Genomic DNA, 25,934 nt, shown 5'->3' with positions numbered 1-25,934 from the left:
CTGACGTCATGTCAGGAGTGCACCAACCATGTCGATCGAGCTCCCCGAGGGACTGGCCAAGCTCTTCGGGGTGGTGACCGGCATGACGTGGCCGGAGGCCGACGAGGACAAGCTGCGCACGGCGGGTGACGACTACCTGGCGATCGCCGCGGACATCCCGGTCCTCAAGGACTACATCGACCAATTGGTGAACGTCTGCCTGACCCAGTTCGACGGGCAGGCGCGCGACGCCTTCGTCCTGGAGATGCGGCGGTTCACCGGCGAGAGCGGCGGGACCGACTACCTGGGCTCGGCCGCCACGATGGCCAAGCAGCTGGGCGACTACGCCCATCAGACGGCCAATCAGGTCGAGTACACCAAATGGATGATGATCGCCCAGATGGTGCAGCTCGCCGCCGAGATCGCCTGGGCGATCGCGGCGAGTCCGATCACCTTCGGTGCCTCGCTCGCGACGATCTTCGCCGAGGAGGTGATCGTCAGTGCGATCATCAAGCGGGTCTTCTTCTGGCTGCTCAGGCAGCTCCTCCTCCACGAGTTCCTGAGCATCACGGGCGGCGTGCTGCTCGACGTGATCATCCAGACCATCCAGATCGCCGACGGCCACAAGAGCAGCTGGGACTGGAAGTCCACCCTGCAGGCCGTCGAGTTCGGTGCGATCAACGGCCTGCTCGCCGGGCCGCTGGAGCTGCTGGGCCACGGGTTCGGCAAGCTGTTCGGGAAGCTCTTCGGCAAGGGCATCGGCGACCTGCTGGAGAACGACCTCAAGGGCCTGGCGCGCGGCCTGGAGGGCATGGAGAAGAACGTCACGAAGAACGTCCTCGGGGACCTGGCCAAGGGCGGGGTGACGTCCCTCGGGAAGGGCCTGATCGGCGGCGGCCTCAAGGACGGCCTCAAGGACGGGCTCAAGGACCTCACCAAGGGCGCCGCCGGGGGCGTGGCGGACGGCGTGGGCAAGAAGGTCGCCAAGTTCACCGCGGACATGGGCGACACCTTCGAGCGCAACCTGGGCGACCTGGTCGGCCAGGACGTCGCGCGGCAGGCCGGGCAGGACTTCGCCAGGACGCTCGCCAAGGACTCGGCGCGCTACGCCGTCGACCAGGCGACCATCACCAAACTGCTGCGCAGCGTCCTCGGGGACGCGGCGAAGGCGGAAGAAGACGCCATCCGGAACCTGGCGAAGGAGGCGATGGAGACCGCCGAAGGGCTCGGATTCCAGTCGGGTTACCAGCTCCTCTACAAGCTCGGCGAGGGGATCGGTGGCTACCTCAAGGGCGGCCTGCAGAACTTCCTGACCGCGGGTTTCAACGGCATGATCTTCGAGGGCGAGAGTTTCCAGGCCAGCGCCGGGGCCTTCTACTCGGGCGTCATCATGGGGTTCATCGGCCACGGCGGGCACCTGGCGGTCGAGCCGCTCAGGATCAAGTTCGCCGACCAGGTGAAGAAGTGGGACGCGGCGTCCGCGGAGACCAGTGACGACAAGTACTACGGGCCGCTGCACCCGCGCGTCCTGCTGGCGCTGCTGGCGAACTTCACCGGCCACCCCACCTCGCTGCTGATCCCGCGGCCGATGGGGCCCAGGGCCCGTGCGGAGCTGGGGATCCCGGATCCGACGCCGCGCACGACGCAGTCCTCGGGCCTCGAGAGCTCGGGGGAGGAGATCGCCGAACCGGCGCCGCCGTACCAGGCCGCCGGTCCGGAGGGCGAGCTGCCCAACTACCAGGACCTGCCGCCCGCGTACTCGCGAGAGGACCCGGACGAGCTCGACTACCCGGTCCTCACCCCGGTGCGGACCACCGGCACCGGCTACAGCGGTACCCCGCAGCGTGCGGAGGCCGACCTCCCGCAGGGGCCGGTGCGGGAGCCGGTGCGGACGCAGACGGCGACGTCCGGGGCGCAGACCACGGCGTCAGGCGGGCGGCAGCAGCAGAGCGCCGGGTCCTCCGGTTCCACCACGACGCAGCGTACGGACCGCTCCACGGCCGTCCCCGAGGCTCCGCTGCCCCGCGGCGCCGGGTCGAAGGATGTTCCGCCTCCCTCCGACAGCCACCGCAAGCCGGTCGACACCCCGGCCCCGATCTCCGCCCCGGCCCGGATCCCGACGCAGTCGCAGTCGCAGACACACCCGCAGCCGCATCCGGAGCCGCAGGCACCGCCCGGCCGCGTCGACCTTCCGGTGGGCGACCACGACCGCGCGCAGCACGAACTGCGGGACATCGGGGGTGCCCTGACGTTCGGGCCCAAGACACCCGCCGAGGACCCCGGGAACCCGGTCGTGGGCGACCTGCCGGGCGACGCCCAGGGTGTCGGTTTCCCCGGTCCGAGCCGGCCGCTGGACGGGCAGCTGGTCTTCGACCGGCAGAAGAAGGAGTTCGTCTGGGAGGAGCCCAAGACCGTCTACCGGGGTGATCCGGAGCTCGAGTTCCACGAGGACGAGCCGTTCGTCCGCCTCTACACCACCGTGGTGAGCGAGCAGGAGCTGACGCCCGCCCCCGACCGGCCGGGCGGGAGCACCTCGGAGTACAAGGACATCCAGCAGGACCCGCTCACCGGGGAGATCCGGATGTCCGTCGCGGGCGACTCGGTGCTGTGGACCGGCGCCGGCCGTCCGCTGCGGGCGCTCAAGTGGGCCGAGAAGTACATCGCGGACCTGGGCCCGCGGACGAAGCCGCTGCTGCGCTCCTACCTGGTCCCGCTGTCGACCTACCGGACGATCGCCGAGCACGCCATCCATGAGGAGGACCGCAACTCGCCGGTCCCGCCGTACCGGGGCAGGCGCTCGCTCACCGCGCCCGAGAACTACGACCCGAGGGCGCTCACCACCGCGTACAACGGCCTCCCGGAGGCGCAACGGGACACCTTCGTCGCGCAGACGCTGCGGGGCGCACTGGACCAGGCCCGCCTGGAGTTCGAGCGGGGCCGCGACCTGGCGGGTGCCGGGCGCGAGTCGGCCGTTCCCAACTCCCAGCGGACCTTCAACGTCGACCACCGGGGCGAGCCGAACCAGTTCGGCATCGCGGGTGCGGACATCGACCTGCTGCAGAGCACAGCCCGGCCGGGCTCGCTGCGGACGTACTACTACGACGAGGAGGCCTTCACCGGCCCGGCCGACCCGCGCAACGGTGAGTCCTTCCACGTCGACGAGCTGCGCACGGACATCGGCGCACCGCTGCTGACGGACCGCCGGCTGCTGCCGAAGGACCACCCCTGGATCACCACCCAGCCACACCACGACGAACTCCACCGTCAGTCGGACGAGTTGCAGGACCTGATCGCCCGGCTCGGCGAGCACACCGGTCTGCTGCCGGAGGCAGAGCGCGCCGAGCACGACAGGCTGCTCGACTGGGCCGCCGAGCGGGCCGAGGAGGTCAAGCCCGGTCTGTACACCGGCGTCATCGAGCACCTGCGCGAAACCCGCGCGAACGGCGCAGAGCTCACCACGAGCCCCGACACGCTCCGAGAGCTCGTCTTCGACCTGCGTCCGAAGGCGAGTTTCCGCAACAAGGCCGTCGAGTTGGGTGGCATCGCCTTCCGGTTGCGCCAGCACTACGTGACCTGGAAGCAGTTCGAGCAGCCCGAGGCGGAGCGGCGGATGGACCCGCTGCTGACCGGCGGCAACGAGCTGCGCTTCGTCAAGCGCCTCGCCGACCTGCGGACCTTCGTGGCCGAGCACAGCGACGCGTACGCGGCGGAGTACCCGGCGGGCGACAGTCGGGCGCACCTGCCCAGAGACCTCGACAACCTCGGCCCCGGCGACCGCGAGAGCATCGACGCGTTCATGGAGCGGACGGTGCTCCCCTGGGCGACCCAGGCGGCCATCGGGGAGTCGCTGGCGCGCGGCTACCACGAGGCGTCGAAGGACTTCGACGTCTCGGGCCGGCCACACCTCAACGACTTCGACGCCAACCGGCGCAACCTGCCTGCCCACCAGGCTCTTCAGCTCCAAGTCGGCGAGGAGATCACGCAGTTGTGGAAGGCGGGGGCGCCGCCGCACGTGATGATCGAGAGCCTGTACGGCGCCTTCCCCGAGTTGCGGCCCAAGTTCGACGAGGAGATCGCCCACCACCTGCCGTACACCTTCTCCGACCACGCGCAGATGGTGCTGGGTCAGTACCTCAAGCTGGCCCACCCGGACCGGGACGACCCACGGCGGTTCGTGAAGGTGGACAGCATCGTCAAGGCGATCGTTTTCCACGACATCCAGAAGCAGAACTCCGAGCGCATGTACGCGGCGGACAAGAGCAAGAACGCGCGGCCGGAGGAGCACGACCGGGAGGCCGAGCACATCGGCGCGGTGCAGATGATGCGCCGGTACCCCCGACTGTGGGGTCCGGGCAAGGAGGGCGAGCAGGAGCTCAGGCGGGCCGTCGCGATGGTGGACTCCGACCCGTTCGGTTTCTACTTCCGGAACAAGTTCAGCGACGACGAGGGGAAGAACCGGGATGCGGCCTTCGAGTTCCTGACCCGGACCACGCTGAACCTGTCGGGCAAGGACGCGGACCTGCTCGTCGACGGCCGTCGTGAACCGGCGCAACTGGACGACGCCGACCTGGCCGACATGAAGCAGTTCTTCGGCGACTTCCACCAGTACTACCAGGCCGACTTCTCCTCCTACACCAGTGCCAGCACGTACCGTCCCAGCCGTGCGCCGGCCCTCGGGGAGCAGTCCGGCAGGCCGATCTTCGACACGAAGCTCGAACTGTCGGACGTCCAGGAGTCGCCGGCGGGGGACAGCTACGCGCTGGGTCACGGCCCCCGGCTGGCCGAGGACGCGGACGGGAACCTGGAGAGCCCGCGGCGGTTCGAGTACACGAGCAGCGAAGCGCGGTTCAGGGATCTCCAGAGCATGTTCTCGACCGACGACGCGGTCCGCGGGCACTTCGACCGGGTCGTCCGGGACAGGTTGCAGCACGAGGCCCGGACGCTCGGCGACAACCCGGCCTCGGGCCGCCAGGAACGGGTGAGGGAGCCCGAGGTCGATCCGCTGGAAGACGGCCTCGGCCTCTTCAGCTTCGGCGGTCACCACTCGCCCGGGGCGGCCGGGCACGCGTACGACTCCGGTCCGGTCGACCACGAGCTGGTCGCCGAGCTGGCCGACGCGCTGGCCGTGCGGCGGGGCTCCGGGGTGCGCTGGCTGGAGGATCCGGGAGCGAGCGCCGAGGAGCGTCAACGGATCGCGGAGGCGGTCGAGCACTTCCCGGTCGACCCGCGCTTCTCCACCGTCGTGAGTCACAGCACCCGCGCCGACGGGCAGCTGACCTGGCGGGGCAAGCCGGTGAAGCCGGTCGAGTTGGCCCAGGCGCTCGCCGCCATGCGCCGGGACGGTCGCCTGGACGAGACCAAACCGCTGCAGCTCGCCGTCTGCAACATCGGGCGCGGGCAGGACGACTCGTACGCTGCGCAGACCCTGCGCGAGCTGGGCCGGCTGCTGCCGGACAGCGACCTGGAGGCGTACGTCCCCGACAATGTGCTGACCTTCGTGCCGAAGGTGACCGGTCCGGGAACGGTGGACCGGGCCGCCTCCGGGAACCTGATGGTCAGCTCGAAGGTCGGCTTCGACGCGGCCGGCAGGCCCACGTTCACCCCGGACGGCCACTGGCTGCGGCTGTCGCTGTCGCGCGGATCGGACGAGGTGCGGGTGGAGGAGCTCGGCGGCCATCTGCGGGTCGACGACGAGCCGTTGCCGCGTTCCCACCCGGCGCCGGACGGCTTCGTGCCGCTTGGGCCGGGGTCGCGCGGGCCGGAGCCGCGCGGGCCGGAGCCACAGTCCGACCAGGTCGGGCCGTCCGCGCCGGACCATCAGGCTGGTGCCGATCACCATCCAGCTACCACCCCGTCCGGGCACGCGTACGTCTTCGTCGACGCCCCACGGCGGGCGGAGGTCCGCTCCGACGACGAGCAGGGCCCGAGCTGGGAGCAGTCCCAGCGCGAGCTGCAGGACAGCTACGACGGCCGACTGTCGGACGCGGCGCAGGCGTTCGGCCGGGAGAGCGAGGCGCAGACCAGGCTCGACAGGGCATTCCAGGAGTGGTCCGAGAACCTCCCCGAGGACGTCGGCCACGAGGTCGGCGCAGCCGTCCGGGCTCGTGCCCACGAGCTGATGACCGCCCGGCTGGAGGAGCGGCCGCACTTCCGCGAGGAGGTCTTCGCCGAGCTGGAGCCGATGCTGAAGCTCGCCGCCATCCGTGAGGCGGCGGTGCGGGTCGGGATGGCGCGCTTCGACGAACTGGTGCAGTCCCACAGCCGTCCCCTGCTCGACCCGGTCGAGCGGGCGGGCGCGAGTGGGACGGACGAGGGGCGCTCGGACCAGCCGCTGTCGGAGGAGGCGCTGGGCCGGGTGCGCAGCCACATGTCCGGGCTCTTCCGGGCGAAGGTCGAGGCCACGGTGGCCCGCGTCTACGCCGAGCACGAGGACGCGGCGGGGAGCCGCCTGGTGGAGCGGACGTCCCAGGGCAGGACGGAACTGCGCGAACTGACGAACTCCTTGGCGCGCGACCTCGACCTGCGGGTCGGCTACGAACGCGCCCTCTCCCGCGCGGACCGCGCTGTCGAGCAGCTGAGAGGGAGCAACTGGCGTACGGGCCTGGCGGAGCGCGACCAGGCGCTGCTGGAGCAGACCGGCGCCAAGGAGGGTGCCGAGCTCTCCGAGGAGAGCCTGACCCTGCTCGGCCGTGAGCTGCGGGCGAAGGTCGAGACCGACTTCAAGGCGTCGTTCGGATCGGCCGACTCGGCCGCCGGGCTGCGTGGTGACGACCTGGCGAGGCGGGCTGCCAGGTTCAACGAGGACTTCGCGGCGCGCAGCGAGGGGCTCCCGCACGAGTTCGCCGTCCAGGCGGCGCGGGAGGCCGCGCTCACCAAGGTCTCCGAGACGGTCGAGAAGGCCGTCGCGTCCTGGCAGACCAAGGTGTCCGGATTCGACTCCGGGGTCGGCGAGACGCTGGGTCTCAAGGGCCGGTCGGCGGAGGGCCACGGCGGCGCGGTGGCGCGGGAGATCGGCCACCTGGTGGACGCGCACCTGCTCGCCGTCGCGGACCGGGAGGCCACGCCGGAGAGCCTGGACGAGCTGCTGAGCGAGTCCACCGTCCACGATTTGCTCACGCTCCAGGTCGCGCGCGAGGCCGCGTCGCAGGCCGCCGGGGTCGCGGCCCGGGCGGCGGCGGGCGACCTGTCCGACGGCTCGCGCGACCGGGTCGCCGAGGGGCATACCGAGCGGGTGCGGAAGGCGTTCGACGAGCAGTTCGCCACCGGCGAGGCGCTGGGCGACGCGATCCGCGCGGCACTGCGCCAGGGCGACGCGAAGGGCGCGGGCGAGGGCGAGAAGGCCGGCGAGGCGTCGGAGGAGAAGGCGGCCGAGGCGGCCGAGGCGTCGGCGGAGAAGGCCGGCGAGACGGCGGACGAGCAGCCGTCCGAGCAGGCGGAGGAACCGTCGGCCGAGCCGCTGGGCGAGAAGCTCGCCACCTGGCAGCGGACGCAGAGCACGCTGGCCGACGAGTTGGCCGCTCGCGTCAGCTTCGAGGCCGAGGTGATGCCGGCTCTGGACCGGGCCGCGCACGGCTTCGACGAGCTGGCCGACGGACGCCACATCGCGCTGGAGACGGTTTCCGACCTCAAGCGCGAGTTCGGCAAGGAGTGGTTCGACAAGTACCTGCAGCACTGGGGCCCGAAGACCGTCGACGGCGAGGCCTGGAAGGCGCACGAGGCGAAGAGCGACGACACCTTCGCCACCGACCGCCCCGACACGTACCGGCGGAACCCGGAGGCCGCCGCGACCCCCGTCAGCCGGCGCTTGCTGACCTTTGACGGCGAGGGGGGCGCCAGGAGCGGTGAGGAGCAGCTTGTCCCGCCGTCGGAGGACCGGGCGAAGGGGCCCGAATCGGTTGCCTCGATCGAGGAGGTGCTGAGCGGCTCGCCGCGCGAGGAGACGGCGGACGGGGAGCCGGGCTCCACCGAGCCGTCGAGTTCTCACGTCGGGGTCAAACGGCAGCGCGAGGAGGAGCCCGCCGAGGAGGGGGAGGCGTCGCGGGTCGTCCGGCAGCGGACTCCTGCCTATGAGCGGACGGACGCGGTGCGCTGGGCGCGCGACCTGGAGTTGGCGACCAAGGAGCAGGAGGAGGCGCTGAGCCGGCATCTCCTGGAGGTGGGCACCACCGAGTTCCACGAGCCGACCCCCGAGCTGCTGCGCTTCGTCAACCCGCATGACGTGAGCGTGGACGGTGGCACGTTGCAGCACTGCCTGGAGGCCACCGAGGCGCTGCGTGCGACGCACTACGGCAAGCAGCGTCCGGCGGACCGGCCGCTGCGCTCCGAGGCGGAGGCCGGCGCGGCGATGCTGTTGTCGAAGAACCATGGCCTGCCGCACGAATTCGGTGTGGGTGAGGCGGGGTTGGCGGAGCTGATCGGGGAGGTGCGGCAGTCCGGGCGCGGTACTTTCGCGACTGTTCTCCTGGCCGGCCGTGACGCCGAGGGTGACGGGCATGCGCTGGCTCTGATCCATGGGGAGGACGGTGTCCTGCGCTGGGCGGATCCGACCACGTACGACGTCCTGAGGGTCGACACGGACCCGCGCCCGGAGGCGTTCGGTGCCGATGTCCGGATCTGGGCGGCCGTTTCGGACCGCAAGGGGAACTCCCTTCCCGGCCGTGTCGATCTCGACCTGCTGGGTCCCGACGCTCCGCACTTCGGCATGGCGCCTCGGGGTGGCCGAGGTGGCCAGGGCGGCGGCCAAGGCGGCCGAGGTGGCCAGGGCGGCAGAGGCGGTCAGGGCGGCGGTCAGGGCGGTCGGGGCGGCGGTCAGGTTGGCCAGGTTGGCGGCCAGGGCGGTCGGGGCGGCGGTCAGGTTGGCCAGGTTGGCCCGCGCGGTCGGGGCGGCGGCCAGGTTGGGCAGGGCGGTCGGGGCGGCGTCGGCGGGGGAAGGGGCGGCACCCGGGGAGTTCCGGCAACGGGAGTCGTCACTGCGTCCGCCCCCGGGCAGGAGGGTCGGCCTGTCATCGTCGAGCAGGCCGGTCTGACGGAATTCGGGATGCACGTTCCTCCGGTCACACCGGAAGGTGGTCAGGAGGTGGCCAACCCCTCTGCGGAGACCGTCGGATTCGTGGGTGTGGTCGCTGTCGTCCTGGACAGGCACATCGACCTGAACGCCTTGATCGCCCGCTATCGCGATGAGGCCTTCGCGGGGATCTCCGATGCGGCAGCCGGCAATGCCGCTGCCGGTCGGGGTGCTCGGGGTGGCCTGGTGATCGGCGTCAATGTGCGGGTGGCCCCCGACGGGGCGTGGAACGGCGATCTGTACGACACGGCGGTCGGCAGGATCAACCACGACGACCAGGATTTCCCGGTCACCGTCGTTCCGTTCTCGTGGCACTGGCCCGCGAGGGACCGGAGCGCGAAACTCGCCGTTCCCTACGGGACGATCAGGAACTTCGTCGTCAATCACGAGGCGACCGACGGGATCGCTAAGGCGCTGCGCGACGGCGGCATGAACGAGGTGTACGTGCACCTCGGTGACGACGACGCGCACAGCCTCCTCGTCGGTCCGTTCGACCGGGGCCAGAACCCCACGGGCCGTTCGGGGTTGTTCGTCGCGGCTGCGGAGGCGCTGCACGGCGAGGGGTATCCCGGCATCCTCTCCGGTGGATATCGCGCTCCCGACGATGCCTCCCTCATGGAGAAGCTCTCGGTCGAGTCCGACATGCAGACCCGCCTCGCCCTCGCCCGCAGGAGTGTCCAGCCGGTCAGGGTGGAGAAGAAGGACGCCGGTGATCCGGATTGGAAGGTGGCTTTCACCCCTCGTCTGGAGGATCTCAACCCGAGGGCGACCGATTTCGGCTTCGTCCTGACGGAGGGTCAGCGGGAGAGTGAATTCGCGCGGAGTCCGATCGCCCACAAGGACCTCGTGAAGAATCCCGTGGCGCTCGGCTACGGCCCGTACCCGCCCGAGCCGAACACCTTCGTGAAGCACATTCCGGACGAGCCTCTCGATTTCGGGGAGAGCACCCGTGAGGGCGTGAACATGATCGCGGGGCGTGAGCGGACGGGGGCCGAGAAGCCCAGGATCGTCTTCGACACCCGGCTGGCGATCGCCACCGACATGGGTCGTCTGGGTGAGCACTTCCACAAGGCGACGGCGAAGGACGTCAGGAGCAGCCTCCAGGCGCTCAGGAGGGTGTACGAGGCGGATGCGCGAGGCGCCGGGGACGCCGAGGCGGCGGCCGGGACAGAACACGCCGGCTATGTCACCGCTCAGGGGGAGAAGGGAAAGCAGGCGGCCCTCACCCTGGATGATCACCTCCTCGACCGTGCCGTGCTGGCGCTCTACGATCACCCGGGCGCGGCGGATGCGCTGGGCAAGCTCAGCGCCGCGCTGCGCAAGGTGTTTCAGACCCACGCCGACCCTTCGGGAAACTTCACGGACAGTGCCGGCCGGGTGGGCACGCGCGGCGGTGCGGGGGAGCGGAACGAGGCCGAACAGGACGGCCGGGTGGGGTCCGCGATGGCCCTGCGGCAGGGCGTGACGGTCCTGCTGCGCGAGGCGATCTCCGCATGGCGGGAGGGACGTGAATTCGACCCGCTCCCGCCGACGGTGGGTGAGTCGCTGTCGGAGCACGGTGCCGGTCGTGGCCGCTGGTTGACCGATTCGGTGGTGAGCAAGTCGGATCGCGCGGTGTTGGACGGGATGCTGGGGCGGCTTCCGGCGCAGGACGGTGTCTTCATGCTGGGTGCGCATACGCACGCGGTGAGTCGGATGCCGCTGCATGACGGGTTGGAGATGTCGCCGACGCGCCTGGTGGACACCCTGGTCGAGCTGCACAGAACGCAGGCGTGGAACGGCACGGACGACGTGCAGCTGCTCGCCTGTGCTCTGGACAAGGCACTGGACGGGGACTACGTGCCGCAGATGGCACGTGAGTTGTTCCGGCGGACCGGTCTGCGGCCGCTGCTGGTGGTGGCGACTGACGACGTGTGGTCGCTTCCGCAGGCGAACAGGGACGACAGCAACCACCTGGTGGTGACGCAGGCGGTCGGCTACACCACGGACGGCAAGCCGGTTCTCGCCGTCGTCAAGGGCGCTCACTGGCGTGGGTACCAGCTGGACGACCGCGGGGTGGACGTCACCATGACGGAGCACGCGGCGTTCCAGTCCGCGCGGGGCACGTACCAGGACAGCCCGGCCGGCTACCGTCCGGTCGAGCCCGGCCGGCTGAAGCCGGACAACAACATCCCCGGCGCGTCCCGGTTCGCCCAGGACGGTCCGCCGCCCGCGACCACCGCGTCGCACCCGGAGCAGCCCGCGTCGGTGGTGGACCTCATCACCCAGGCGCTGTCCGGGGATTCGGCACACACCGAGCAGGCAGCCGCGCCACCCGCGCCTCCCGCCGCTCCCGCGCTGACGGTCCGCGGTGCCGCCGAACTTCCGTCCGACGCGGCGGCCCTGACCCTGGCGCTGGGCGAGCGCGGACTGAACGACAAGAACACGTACGCGATCCGGGCCGAGAACTCGGGGGACATGTACCACGTGCGGGCCGCGATGGTGCTCCACCCCACCCGCAGCCTGCTGATCTGGAACGTCCGGAGGGAGACCGAGCGGCAGGCTCGGCAGATCGCTCTGCTCCACGACGACCTGGTGGGTCAGGGGCGGGGGGTCTACTGGACGAGCGCGCCGTCGGTCCGTGGCTTCTCGATGAGCGAGACCGTCGCGACCTCCCACATCGCGAAGTACCTGCGGGACACGAGCCTGGAGCACGAGCGCAACCGGATCATGCGCCTGACGGATCCGCAGCCGGAGGATCAGGCGAAGCTCGCCCGGCTCCAGGCCATCGCGACCGCCGCCCAGGGGACGGCCGACCCGGTGGGCCATGCGCGGTACTCCTACCGCGAGGAGTTCGTCATCCCCAGCCTGGCGCAGCGCTACGGCGCCTACAGCGAGGCCGAGGCGGCGGCCTTCCAGGAGGACCTGGCGAGCCGTGGATTCCAGCCCGACGCGCGGTACATCATCGTCCCCTTCCGGGGCACCGGCCACAGCGACCGGCCCGGCGCCAACGCGCCCGCGCTCGACACCGGGCACCAGGGCGTGCGGGAGATCATCGAGCAGATCAAGGCCAGCGCGGTGGGCCACGACGTGCAGGTCGTCCCCATGGGCGAGGAGCCGGCCGGATGGAGCGAGGGCCCGCACCTGCTGAACTACTGGGAGTGGCACTCGGTCAGGAACCTGGAGGAGGACGGCCGGCTCACCGGTGACATGCGCCGCAAGGAACTCGCGCTGCTGCGTTACCTGTCGACGACCCACACGGTCCTGGGGGCGGTCGGTATGCGCAGCGGCGTGATCGACGAGCTCGCGTTCGCCGGGATCAAGGTCATCTCCGTCGACATCAGCCCGCACCGGATCGAGGACGGCCTGCCGAACCTCGCGCCGTCCAAGGGGTGGGACCGCGGCGTCGAGGTGGAGGAGGCCTTCGGGCGGCACTACGGCCGGGTCTTCATCGAGGAGCCGAGAGAGCAGGACCTGCAGCGGAACGTCACGAACTGGCCGGGCGGATTCGCTGCGGCGGACCTGGCCCGGATCGGCGATGCCGTCGACTTCTACTTCGGGGACGGGGACGGGGGCGCCGGCCTGACGGACTTCCGGCACTCCTCGCACCCGCGTACCCAGGAGCGGGTGGCCGGCGGACTCGACAGGATGCGGGACCCCGTCGAGATGACCGGGTACCAGGTGTTCGAACGGGCCTACCCGTACCTGCGCGAACTGAACAAGTCGAGGGCCCGGCTCCCGGAGCCGTCGCGGCAGCCCGTGCTGGACCTGAACGGGGAAGCCGACGAACGGATCCGGACGCTGGAGGCGCATGCCGCGCGGACGATCTCCCCGTTCGTTCCCACGGTCAAGTGGATGTCCGGGCACCGGATGAAGGACCTGCTGGAGAACAACGTCAGCTACGAGTTCTACGACCAGGAGATCGATGTCGTCAGGCAGCAGATCCAGCAGATCCAGCAGATCGTCGGCGGCACAGGGGAGTTCACCGACGCCGAGGTGACGCGGATCTACCGTGAGGCCCACAGCCTGTACGACCGGTCGACCGGTCCACTGCCCGAGCCGCAGCCCGAGCCGCATGCGGAGGTTGTCGAGCCGCACGGTGCCCCCGGGCAGCCGGCCGCGCAGCCGCACCCGGCTGCGCGGCGCGCGGTCGAGGAGCCGGCCCAGCGGGTCGCGGTTCCGGCGCAGGGGTGGCGACACCGGTTGGCGAAGGCGCCGACCGCCTCCGTGCACACCGAACTGTTCGACCCGGCGCGTGAGCCGCTGGTCGATCGCGCGCGGGGGGCACTGGCCGGTACGCAGGCGCTGGTCCGATCGGTGGTGCGGCGCGTCCAGGCGGACAACGGGACCTGGGTGCGGCACCACACGGTGAGCCTGCGGGTGGACCTGGAGGCCGGCGGCCTGTCGCGGGACGATCTCGCGGCGATCCGCGACGGTGTGCAGAGCGCCCTGGACGAGCACGTCAACGTCGGCCTGAAACTCCCTCGCTCGGGTGACCAGTTCCATCTGGACCTGGAACTGCTGCCGGGCGACAGGCACCCCGAGCAGATCACGATCAGGCGTCACAGCGTGCCGGTCGACTCCGACCAGCGTTCCTGGAACCTGCCGGCCGATCCGGCCGAGGACGCGGCCCACCGGCCCGTTCTGGTGCACGAGGTCCTGCACTACCTGGGCCTGAAGGACGAGTACCAGGACTCCGGTCTGGACAGCGCGGGCAACCGCGTCGGCCCCGGTGCCCTGTTCCGGCAGCGGCCGGACAGTCGTGCGGTGCGCGAGGACGGGTTGATGACGTCCATCGACGAGTTCGAAGCGCTGCCCGCCCGCTACCTGAAGGTCATCGAGGACACGGTCGACAGCACCACGGTCGTGCGGGACCACCCGCTCGACGCCGTCACCGACCGCCACTCCACCGATTCCGCCGATTCCACCGATTCCGCCGTGACGGCGGTGTCGGGCGATGACCGCTGGGCGTCGCCCCGCGTGCTCCTCGACCGCATGCGGGAGGAGAAGGACGCGCGGAGTGCCTACGCCAGGATCCGCGCCGGGATCAGTGATGACCAGGAGCTGGTCGACCGTTGGGAGGACCCGGCGCAGAAGCCGGCGATCCTCAAGGTCCTCAAGGAGTGGATCGCTGCGCCGAGGCCGTCGAATCCGCTCGCGAACGGCAGTGACGCGAAGCCCGGCGCCGCGGACGCGCTCACCCGCCGGTACGAAACAGCGGACGAAACCGCCCTCGCGGTCCTGGACCGGGTCAAGTCACTGCCGCTGATCGACCTCGGCCTGCTGGCTCCGGAGGCCCCGCGGTTCGGCGTGACGCGTCGTCCGGGCGACAAGGCGAGCGCCAAGGGCAACGCGGGCGGCACGGGCAATCAGGCTGGCAAGGGCAACGCGGGCGGCACGGGCAACCCGGGTGGCAAGGGCAATGCCGGCGGTCGCGGCAACGCGAGCGGTCGGGGCGGCGGGGCCGGCAACGGCAACGTGGGCTCCAAGGGCGGCGGGGCAGGCGCCGGAGGTCAGCAGGGGGGTTCATCGTCGGGACCCGTGGCTTCCTCGGGGGCCCGGAAGGAGAGCGGCGGTCCTTCCCTGACCGGGCGGGGCGTTCCGAGCCGGTTCGGGAGGCGGCTGCCTCCCGTCGACCCCGATGGTCGTCAGCCGGTGGGAGAGCTCGCCCCGGAGAGAATCGGATTCGTCGGTGTCGTCGCCGTCGTTCTGGAAGAGCACACCGATCTGAACGGCTTGATCGCGCGCTATCGCGACGAGGCGTTCGCCGGGATCTCCGATCCGGCCTCCGGCGATGCCCAAGCTGCCCGCGGTGCTCGGGGTGGCCTGGTGATCGGCGTCAATGTGCGGGTGGCCTCCGGCGGGACGTGGCGCAGTGATTTCTACGACGCGGCCATCGGCGCTGTCTCCCACGATGGCGAGGATTTCCCGGTCGCCGTGGTTCCGTTCTCGTGGCACTGGCCCGCGAGGGACAAGAGCGCGAGGCTCGCCGTTCCCTACGGGACGATCAGGAATTTCGTCGTCAATCACGCGGAGACGGAGGCGATCGCGAAGGGGCTGCGCGACGGTGGCATGAGTGAGGTGTATCTGCACCTCGGGGACGATGACGCGCACAGTCTGCTGGTCGGTCCGTTCGACCGGGGAGGGGCCGACACGGCCCGTTCGGGCCTGTTCGTCGCGGCTGCGGAGGCGCTGCACGGCGAGGGGTATCCCGGGATCCTCTCCGGCGGATATCGCGCTCCCGAGCATGCGTCCCTGATGGAGAAGCTCTCCGTCGAGGCCGACATGCAGACCCGCCTGGCCCTCGCCCGCAGGAGTGTCCAGCCCGTCCGGGTGGAAAAGCCGGCTGCCGACGAGCCGTCGTGGAAGGTGGCGTTCACTCCCGCTCTGGAGGACATCAACCCCCGGGCGACCGATTTCGGTTTCGTCCTGGGGGAGGGTCAGCGGGAGAGTGAATTCGCACGGAGTCCGCTCGCCCACAAGGACCTCGTGAAGAAGCCCGTGGCGCTCGGCTACGGCCCGTACCCGCCCGAGCCGAACACCTTTGTGAAGCATGACCCGGACAAGCCGCTGAATTTCGGGCTGAGTGGCGGCGAGAGCCTGAACATGATCACCGGGCGGGGGGAGCCCACGATCGTCTTCGACATCCGGCTGGCCATCGCCACCGATATGGGTCGGCTCGGCGAGAAGTTCCACAAAGCCGTTGCGACGGACGTCAGGACCAGTCTCGGAGCGCTCAGGACGATCTACCAGGAGCACGCGCAGGCCGTCGAGGGCGGCGAGTCGGCGAGGGAAAGCCATGCCGGCTATGTCGCTGCGCAGCGGGAGAAGAACAAGGAGGCGGTCCTCACGCTGGATGATCACCTCCTCGACGGTGCCGTGGTGGCGCTCTACGGTCACCCGGCCGCGCAGGGAGCGCTCGGCGAGCTCGGTGACGCGCTGCGCAAGGTGTTGCAGACACACGCCGTCCCTTCGAAGAACTTCGACGCCAGCCTCGACCGGGTGGAGGAGCGTGCTGGGAACGAGCGGGCGGAAGCCGAACAGGACGGCAACGCGGGCTCTGTGGCGGCCCTGCGGCAGGCCGTGACGGTCCTGCTGCGCGAGGCGATCCCCGTATGGCGGGAGGGGCGTGAATTCGACCCGCTCCCGCCGACCGTGGGTGAGCCGCTGTCGAAGCACGGTGCCGGTCGTGGCCGCTGGTTGACCGATTCGGTGGTGAGCAAGTCGGATCGCGCGGTGTTGGACGAGATGCTGGGGCGGCTTCCGGGGCATCAGGGTGTCTTCATGCTGGGTGCGCATACGCACGCGGTGAGTCGGATGCCGCTGCATGACGGGTTGGAGATGTCGCCGACGCGTCTGGCGGACACCCTGGTCGAGTTGCGCAGAACGGAGGAGTGGAACGGCACGGACGACGTGCAGTTGCTCGCCTGTGGTCTGGGTGAGGCGCTGGATGGTGAGTATGTGCCGCAGGTGGCACGTGAGTTGTTCCAGCGGACCGGTCTGCGGCCGAAGCTGGTGGTGGCGAGTGACGATGTGTGGTCGCTCCCGCCGGCGAACAACGCCGGCAGCAACCACCTGGTGGTGACGCAGGCGGTCGGTTTCACGGCGAACGGGAGGCCGGTGCTGGCGGTCGCCGGAGGTGGCCACTGGCGTGAGTACCAGGTGCGGGAGGCCGCGCCGCACGCTCCGGTGCCGGAGGTCGATATGACGCAGCACCCGGCGTACCGGGCTGCGAACGGCACCTATCACGACCGACTGGGCGGCTACCGGACGGTCGAGCTCGCCGAGGTGGACACGAGCAAGCCCATCCCGAACTCGGCCCGGTTCGCCGACCGTGCGACGGAGCCGCCCGCGCAGTCGCAGTCGCAGCCCCGAGAACAGCAGCAGGAGCCGGCGCGGCAGGCGCCGAGCCGGATCGTCGACGAGCACCGGCTCTCCGCATCCGACCAGATCGTGGCCCTGCGGATGGACGACCGGGCGGTGCTCGACACGATCACCCGGAGCTTCACCCGCGCGCTGGGCGACGACCGGGCGGCGGCCGACACGCTGGCCAGGACCCTCCTCGAGTCGGGCACCGTGCGGCCGATCCTGTCGGCGCTGTCCCGCGGGGATGTCTGGGAGATGCCCTTTGCGGCCAACGGCCGGTCCGGCCGGCTCACGCTCACCGGCACGGTGGACGGCACCCCCGAGTACCGGAAGACCCAGTCGGTCGAGTTCGAGAGCGGCGCGGACCGGCAGTCCTCGGTGGCGCTCTCCGAGGACACCCGTCGGCGGGTCGCGGTCGGGGCACAGGGCAAGGTCAAGTTCGGCAGCAAGGGCGACTACTCCCTGGGCGTCGGCTACCAGCACGACTCGACGCGCGGGGCGACCACCGTGGAAGCCGGCCGGACGATCGCCCGCGGCAAGAGCGTGGAAAGCGCCGCCCTCTTCAACGCGCACATGACCGTGACCGCGACCTTCTCGGAACTCCGCTCGGACACGCCGATCGTCGGATCGTCCTCGGCGGACCACAGGGAGCCGCTGGACCGCTTCGACGTCGTCATCGCGATCCCGCTGCGGGACACCCGCGACGCGGACGGGATCGCGCCGCCCGTCGACCTGCACTTCGCCCCGCCGCAGCGCGTGATCGAGCGCGGGCGCCTCGGCGGCTCGGACATCGTGCTCGACGTCTGGACGGACCACGACCAGGACCCGGCGGCTCCGCAGGGTATGGCCAGGATCCTCGCCGGAGAGGACGTGCAGGCCGCGGGCGACAGGATCGCCGGGGACCTCTGGCCCGCGCTCAAGGCCAAGATCCTCAGCCGGGTCGGGCTGGCCGGCCTGCACCAGGACCTCAAGAGCCTGATGGCGGGCGAGCGGACCCGGATCGAGGTCAGCGACATCGGCGGGCTGCGCACGGCCTCGGTGGAGATCACCGCCAGGACCGTCGCGGAGAGCTTCCGTCATGTCGGCAACACCGATCCGACGGAGTTCAACGTCGGTACCGGTATCTACCGTTCGCGGGTGGGCCAGGACACCGGCACCGACACCTGGCAGGTCCCGGTGCCCGGATCCGGTGGCTACACCGCTGCGAAGCCCGGAATCCTCGGTGGCACCAAGACGGCACAGCTCGGCCGCGACCGGGTCCGCAGCTCCGGTGCCAGCCAGGAGGTGACCGTCACCACCAAGGCGAAGGTCCGGGGCGCGGTCTTCGACGGCGTGACCATGCTGGGCCTCGAACTCCGGCAGACGAACACGGTCCTGCCCGATCGCTCCGGCCACGTCGAGGCTGCCGTGAACTTCCGGGTGCTCGTCGAACAGGACGAGGCGCGCTCGGTTCCCGTGGCCGGGGCCGTCCCTGCGGGGGAGGAGCCCTGGGCCCCGGGTACGGTCATCCCGGCGCCGCCGAACAGCGTCTGGCCCCGGGAGGCCCGCCCGGCCACCGATGCGGGCGCCGAAGCGGCGGACGCCGATGCTGCGGGTGCCGGTCTCTCGGACACCGTGACGGTGCGCGATCTCCCTGACATCCACCCCCTGCACGAAGTGTTGCGGGTGCAGGGCCGGTTGCTCGTCGGCGGCGGATGGGACGAGGTGGCCCAGACCGTCCTGCACACCTTCAGCCACGCCCGGGTGGCCGCGCGGCTCACCGCGATGACGCGTGGACTCAAGCTCGAGACACCGGAGTTGTCGGCAGGCCTGCTGAAGGGCGTGAAGGTCTCCGCAACGGCCGAGCTGGTGAGCATGGAGTACCGGCGCAGCCAGGCCGCCGAGGTGAACGTGGTCAGCGAGACCAGTACCTTCGGTGCGGAGCGCTACCTGCTCTCCGACACCTCCTCCCACCAGGGCCAGGCCGGTGGCACGGTCCTGCTGCACGAGGCGGGCACGGGAGCCCAGGCCGTCAAGGACACCGTCGACATCGCCCCCACCCTCACCCGTCAGGTGCGGGACCGCAACGGGTGGCGGGACGGCAGCGCGGGCAAGGTCTACGCCAACGGCAAGTTCGCGCGCCGACAGGACATCTTCGGCGCCAGGGTGAAGCTGGACCTGACGTTCACGGCGAACGGCAGGGAGCACGCGTTTCCCGTCGAGCTCGACGCGGAGTTGAGTCTCGACGCTCGCACCACCCGGGACTACACGGTCGGGCCCGACAGCTCCGCCGTCATCCGGGAGGACGGAACCGAGCGCGGCCGGACCACCGCGCGCGCAACCGACAACCAGCTGCCCGCCACGCTGCACGAGCCGCCCAGCAGGCTCACCGAGTCCGGCGCGATGAGTGCCTCGCACGTGGTGCTCAGTCTCGGCCGGAGGGACACCGAGGTGCTGAGCACGGTCGAGGCGACTCTCGGCGAACACGCCGGCCTGCTGCCGGACGAGCTGCGGCTGCGGCTGCGCGAGGCCTTCGACCCGTTCGCCCTCAAGTCGCAGCTCTCCGCGCTGAGTCGGGGAGAGACGATCGGCACCGAGGTGGACGTGAACGGCTGGCACGGGACCGTCACGGCGACCGCGCGGCTGCGTGAGTTCACGCACCGGGAGACGATCGGGAAGTTCGAGTTCGAGCTGGGCAGCCAGCTCCGGACGTCGGCCGGGATCACGGCCGAGCGCCGGATCCGGTACGTCGGGAACGGGGTGCTGAAGTTCAAGATCCCGCACTTCGACATCACCGGCAGCTACGCGCGGACCAGGGACCGGATCCGCAGCACGACCACCGTCAGCACGGGTGGTGTCGGCAGCCGCGGCAAGTTCGTGGAACCTGCGGGCCTGTTCACCGGAGATGCCCGCTTCACCCTGCATTTCGACCTGGAGCGAGGCGGGCGGTCGTTCCCGGTCGGGACGCGGGACGTCGATGTCGAGACCACGCTGGCGGTGCCGTTGCGCGAGGCGCCCGTCCGGGGCGCGGCACCGGTGCCGGCCGCAGCGGGCGGGACACGGGCCGGGACCCCGATCACGGCGCACCGGGCCGTACCCGTCCGGGTGGAGCAGTCGCACCGGCTCGGCTCCTCCGACATCGTCACGGACGTCTTCTTCGTCGCGCCTCGCACCGGCGGGACGGCGGACCTGGAGGGCACCGTCGGGCAGCTCGCCGGCCCCGGCAGGACGACGCTCGGCTCCGACTGGTCCGGCATGCGCCGGATGCTCCTCAAGGCCTTGACCGTCGACCAACTCCACCCCCAGATCAAGTCGTTGATGTCGGGGCACGCGATCGTGCTGAAGCACGGCCGGAGCACGGTGCGGATCAGTGCCGGCGTCGGCGAGTTGAGCCACTACGGCGGCAGCACGCCGGACAGCAACGGGAACCGCACGACGACCGAGTTCAACACCGGTACCAGCAACCAGCGTTCCGTCGCCGACACGGACGGCTCGACGAATCTCGGAGCCGGCCACGCCAACGGCTTCACGGTGGCGTTCGCCGGGACCACCGACCCGTTCGCCTCCGGAGTCGCGGTGGTGGCAGGCGGGAGCGTGACCAGGGCGACGGGGAGGGACGAGATCGACGTCCACGCCACCTCGGTCACCTCGGGCGGGGCGACGAAGTCCAAGCTGACCGCTGCCGCCTTCACGGGCCGGGCCAGGCTGTTCGTCCAGATGGAGCGGCGCCCGCTGCTGGCCCTCGGTGACCAGAACCGGGTGGTGCCGGACCGTGTGCTCGTCCGCGATGGGGGCGTAGGGTCCGCGCCGGTCCGGTCGCAGTCCCGGCCGCCGCTGCAGGACGTCGTCGACCGGACCGTGGCCGCTCTGCGCCCGATCCAGCGGATCGGTACGACCAAGCGGGGGTTCGCCACCACCGAGATCGGCATCGACGTCCTGATGGAGGAGGGGTCGACGGTCCCGGTGGACCGGCCGACATCGTTCAGGGCCGTCGACGCCTGGCACCGGGCCGCGGAACCTGCGCCTGATGCGGCTGCCGCGCCCGAAGGCGCGCTTGCTCCTGCGCCTGCGCCGGTGCGGGTGTTGCCGGTGCCGGTGCCGGTGCCCGTAGCGATCAAGGTGCCGCCCGCCAGGGTGTTCGGGAACGGACTGCACGACACCGACGTGATGCGCTGGATCGGCGACTCCGCCGGCGTCCAGAAGCTGCTGCTCACGCACGGCCCGGACTTCTTCGGCCGCAGCACCTGGGAGCATCTCGAAAGCGTGGTGCTCAACAGCGAGAGCCACAGCCAGCTGTCCGCCAAGGTCGCCCCGGCGACCCGAGGTGTGCCCGTCAGCACGCCGGCCCCCGGCCACCGTCGGCTGGTGGCCGACGCGCGGGTGGAGGCCTCGCTCAAGATCGTCCATCTGGAGTTCCAGGGGATCGACACCGGGGCTGAGTTCAGCCCCGCCAACGAGTCCGCGTCCTCGTCGCAGCACACCCGACTGGACTGGGGCCTGTGGGGCGGCCAGATCCAGGCAGGCCCCAAGGCGGAGCTGTCGGCGACGGCCGAGGGCACCTTCCAGGTCAGCGTCGGCGGACAGCACCGGACCCGCGACGGTGTCGCGGAGGCCGACGGCGGACGCGTGGTGTCGGCCGCCAAGTCCGGCTCGCCGATGGTCCGTTACACGGGCTTCATGGAGGTGGCCCTGGTCCTGCGTGACGGCGACCGGGTGTTCGGCGATCAGCCGCTGCCCGGGGAGCACCCGGATCAGCCGGCGAAGCTCCCGATCCGGGGGCTCATCCCCATCGAGATCGACATCCCGGAGGCGGAGACCGGGGACAGCACGGTGATGAGCGATCACTACCGCGCTTTCACGGACGAGAACCCCGCGGGCGACGATCTGCCGATCGACCGCAGCACGCTCCCGGACCCGCTCCATGAGGCTGAGGTCGAGAGCGAGGCTGAGGTCGCGGTGGAGCACGGGGGCGGTGTCGAGTTTGTGCAGGAGGTTGCGTCCGAGCATGACGCGGCGGAGGGCTCCCCGGAGCGTTTGGAGGATGAGCCGAACGAAGTGGAGCCGCTGGCCGGGCTGCCGGTGACGTCCCGGCCTCCCGTGGAGCGCGTGGCCACTCAAGAGACGGAGACGGAGACGGAGACGGAGGCCGTGCCCGCGTCCGCGTCCGAGCACGTCGTGGACAACGAGGAGCCCACCCCGCACGCGCAGCTCACCAGGCCGCGTGCGCTGTCCGAGCCGTTGCCAGGCCGGGTGACCACGTCCTCCCGGCCCGAGCAGGGCCGGGACCGCGCCGCCTCACTGTCGGAGGCCGGTCGTCCGGCCGACGACGTGGTCGAGCCGGCGGGCCCGTTGCTGGAGGACTTCATCGCCAGCGTGCTGGCAGGGGAGACGCAGGCCGTGTCCACGACGTCGGCGGCAACCGAGCAGCACCAGGAGAGCGACCTCGGGGCCGCCCGTCCGGAGTCGGTTCCTCTGCCGCCCTCGCCGGCGGAGTCCGGCACCGAGTCCGGCAGTGAGTCCGACACCGCCTCCGTCTATGAGTTGGCGCCCGACTTCGACTCGTCGTCCGAGTACGAAACGGCCTCCGAGTTCGACTCCGACCCCGACTCAGACTCCGACCCCGAATCCGAACTGGCTCAGATCCCCGAAGCCACGCACTTCGGCCCGTCGTCGGCCCATGCGCCGTCGCCGGCCGGGGAACCGCGTCCGGAGACCGCCCGATCCGAGGCCCGCCTCAACGACCTGCGCGCCTCGGTGCGCCTCAACCACACGTCCGGTGCGCACTGGCTGGACGACCCGACAGCCTCGCCGGAGGCCAGGCAGCGGGTCGCCCGCAGCCTCGAACGGTTCCCGACCGACGAGCGGTTCTTCACGCTCGCCATGCACACCGGTGCCGACAACATGCCGATCTGGCGTGACTCGGCGGTCCAGCCGCATGAACTGGCCCACGTCATCGTCCAGTTGCACGCAGAGCGGATCTGGGACGGCGTCAAGCCGTTGCAGCTGGCCGGCTGCTCGATGGCCGCGGGCGGGAGCGACTCCTACGCGTCCCAGGTGCTCGCGGAGGTGCACCGCCTCCTGCCCGGTCTCGACCTGAAGGCGTACGTTCCCAACGGGGCGCTCTACTTCGTCCCGTCGGCCCGCGCACCGTACCGGACCGAGGCGGACGGCCGCGGGCACCTGGTGGTCGCCCGGCAGGTCGGCTTCGACCGCAGCGGCCGCCCCACCATCGTCGAGGGCGGCAGCTGGCTGAGCCTCTCGGTCGCCAAGGACGCGCCCGCCGGAGCGAAGCCGGTGGCCGAGGCACTCGGTGCGCACCTGGTGGTGGACACCGAGCGGGAACCGAAGTCGGCCGCGGTGCCGCCGGGTTACACCCACCCCGACCCCCACGCCCACGCCGACACGCACACCGACGCCGCGATGGACTTCACGCTCAGCTCCATGGACGGATCGCTCGGCTTCGGAACCGCGCCGGATCGCGAGGCCCGTGAGCTGCTCGGCGACAATCTCCTCGCCTTCGACTACGGCGTGGGTGCCACGGCGCTGGAGAGCCTGAAGCAGCGTCTGGCGGCGTCCGCCGACGGGACCGAGGCCTCCGTCGTCCTCACCAGCCCGAACGAGCCGGGGCGCCCGCTGAGCGTGATCGCTCCCGCGGAGCAGGGCGGCGAACTGCGCTGGCGCGACCGGGCGTCCGACGCGCCGCACACCGATGGCCCTCTCCCGCACTTCACCCAGGACGCCCGCCTCTGGGTCTCCTTCGCATCGGACCGGCTCCGTACGCACGAGGAGATACAGGCGCTCGGCACGGACGAGACCTATGTGATCAGGGCGGAGAACTCCGGCGACATGTACCACGTGCGCGCCGCCATGATGGTGAACCCTCGGGCCAAGTTGCTGGTCTGGAATGTCAGCGACGCGACCGAGGGACAGTCCATGCAGATCATCAATCTGCATGACGACCTGATCAAGGCAGGTCGTCAGGTGTTCTACACACGGGAGACTTCTCTGCCCAAGGTCGTTCGGCCGGCAAAGGCCGGGGGCGCGAAGTCCGGTCCCGTCGAGTTGATGCCTTTCGGCAGGAGCGAGACGCAGGCGACCGAGGACATCAAGGCGTATCTGTTCGAATCGGACATCTTCACCGAAGCGAAGCAGGTGGGGCCGATCCTCACGGCTCTCACAGCCGAACAGCACGACAGGGTGAAGCTCACGCCCGAGCAGCAGGAGACGGTGCGGCTCACACCGGAGCAGCGGGAGTCGGGACAGGACACCCTGGGCGCTCTCACGCCTGAGCAGAAGGCTCTGGTGAAGCTCACCCGTGAGCAGACGCAGTGGGTGACAGCAGGCGCCCGGGCGAACCTCACGGCTGAACAGCGGCACGTGATCGACGCGGCGGACGCCGAGAAGCTCGCCCTGCGCAAAGCGACGAACAAGCAAGCGGTCAAGGAGGAGAACCGGCAGCGCAACCGCGAGGAGCTCTTCATCCCCAGGCTCGCGGCGCTCTACGGGGCGTACAGCGAAGAGGAGGGCAGGGCCTTTCAGGAGGACCTTGACGCGCACAACTTCGACAAGGCGAAGCAGTACGTCATCGTCCCGTTCCGCGACACCGGCCACAGCGCGCGGGCCGGCGCCAACGCCCCCGCCCTCGACACCGGTTCGAAGGGGGTGACCGAGATCATCGCAGCGGTGAAGAACGTTCTCGGTGACACGGTCGAGGTCGTCCCGATGGGGGAGAAGCCCGAGACCACGGGCGCCGATCTGCTGAACTACTGGATGTGGGCCTCGGCCGGTAACCGGCGCAAGGAACTCTCCATGCTGAAGTACCTGTCGGACCACTACGACATCGTCGGCGCGGTCGGCATGCGCAGCGGCGTCATGGACGAGCTGGCCTTCGCGGGGATCAGGATCATCTCCGTCGACATCAGCCCGCATCGGCACGACGAGAACGGAAACCCCGACAGCAAGCCGTCGAAGGGCTGGACGCGAGGGCTCAGGCTGGAGGAGGCCTACGGCCGGAACTACGGCCGGGCCTTCCTGGAGAATCCGCGGCTGCTCGACACGACGAAGAAGCTCCCGAACTGGGATGGCGGCTTCGAGCCCGAGGATCTCGCCTCGATCGAGAAGTCCATCGGCTTCTACTTCACCGAGCGAGTGGCCCGGCCGCAGCCGGAGGAGTCGGCGCCGGACCAGGGTCAGGCAGGCGTTCGCAGGGCCGGTCTGACGGACTACCGGGACGATTCCCACCCCCTGGCCCAGCAGCGTGTGGAAGCCGCTCTCGAGCGGCTGGACACCATCGCCACCATGTCGGGGGTCCAGGTGCTGCGCCACGTCGAGCCGTACCTCAACGAGCTCAACACGCTGAAGGGGCAGCTGCCGACCAAGCAGCTGAGGGACGGCCTGGCGCAGCGGATCCAGCAGGCCAGGAACCGGCTGACGGATCTCCAGCAGGAGGCCTCCTCGACCCACCCGGCGCCCTCGGTGAAGTCGCTGCTCGGCGGCATCAAGCGGGAGGTGCTGAAGGGGAACACCGAGTACGCGCACTACCAGGAGCAGCTGGAGACCGTCCGGGAGGACTTCCACCGGGCGAACGAGCTGGCGATCGGAGAGCGGCTCAGGAAGGCGCCGACCGCAGCGGAGAGCGCCGAGGTCGACCGCGTCCTCGCGGACTACCGAGCGGAACGGGCCGTCGCGGAGGTCAACGCGATGATCAAGGACGAGCCGGATCTCGTGGACGGCCCCGACGGCTGGAAGGAAGCTGTCGCGACGGCGGAGCTGAGGCTCAGGGACGCGCCGACGAAGGCGGACCTCGCCGGGATCTCGGCGGCTCACGAAGCCTGGATCCAGGACAGGGTGGCGGCCGAGATCAGGGCCATGGAGCCGCTCGTCGGTGACAGGCTTGCCGAAACCTATCGGAGGGTCTTCGAGCTGTACGTCGGCATGTCGACAGCCGACTGGTTCGCAGCCCTGGACGAGGCGGGTGAGCCGGACGACGAGTGACCGGGGCCGCGTGGGAGCACGGCCCGTGCGGGGCTGAGTACTGGCACCGCACATGCCGACGGCCGCGACCCCC

General features: G+C 70.6%; 1 protein-coding gene. It reads left to right on the top strand.

Annotated elements, in window-relative coordinates:
- The first annotated feature begins 28 nt into the window (after positions 1-28).
- A complete protein-coding gene (locus BS80_RS03285; protein ID WP_035792358.1) occupies positions 29-25,861 on the top strand; it encodes a WXG100-like domain-containing protein in 25,833 nt (8,610 codons plus the stop codon).
- The last annotated feature ends 73 nt before the right edge of the window (positions 25,862-25,934 follow it).

The sequence above is a fragment of the Kitasatospora mediocidica KCTC 9733 genome (assembly GCF_000744225.1).
Taxonomy (GTDB): domain Bacteria; phylum Actinomycetota; class Actinomycetes; order Streptomycetales; family Streptomycetaceae; genus Kitasatospora; species Kitasatospora mediocidica.
This window is presented reverse-complemented; position numbering and strand designations above follow the sequence as displayed.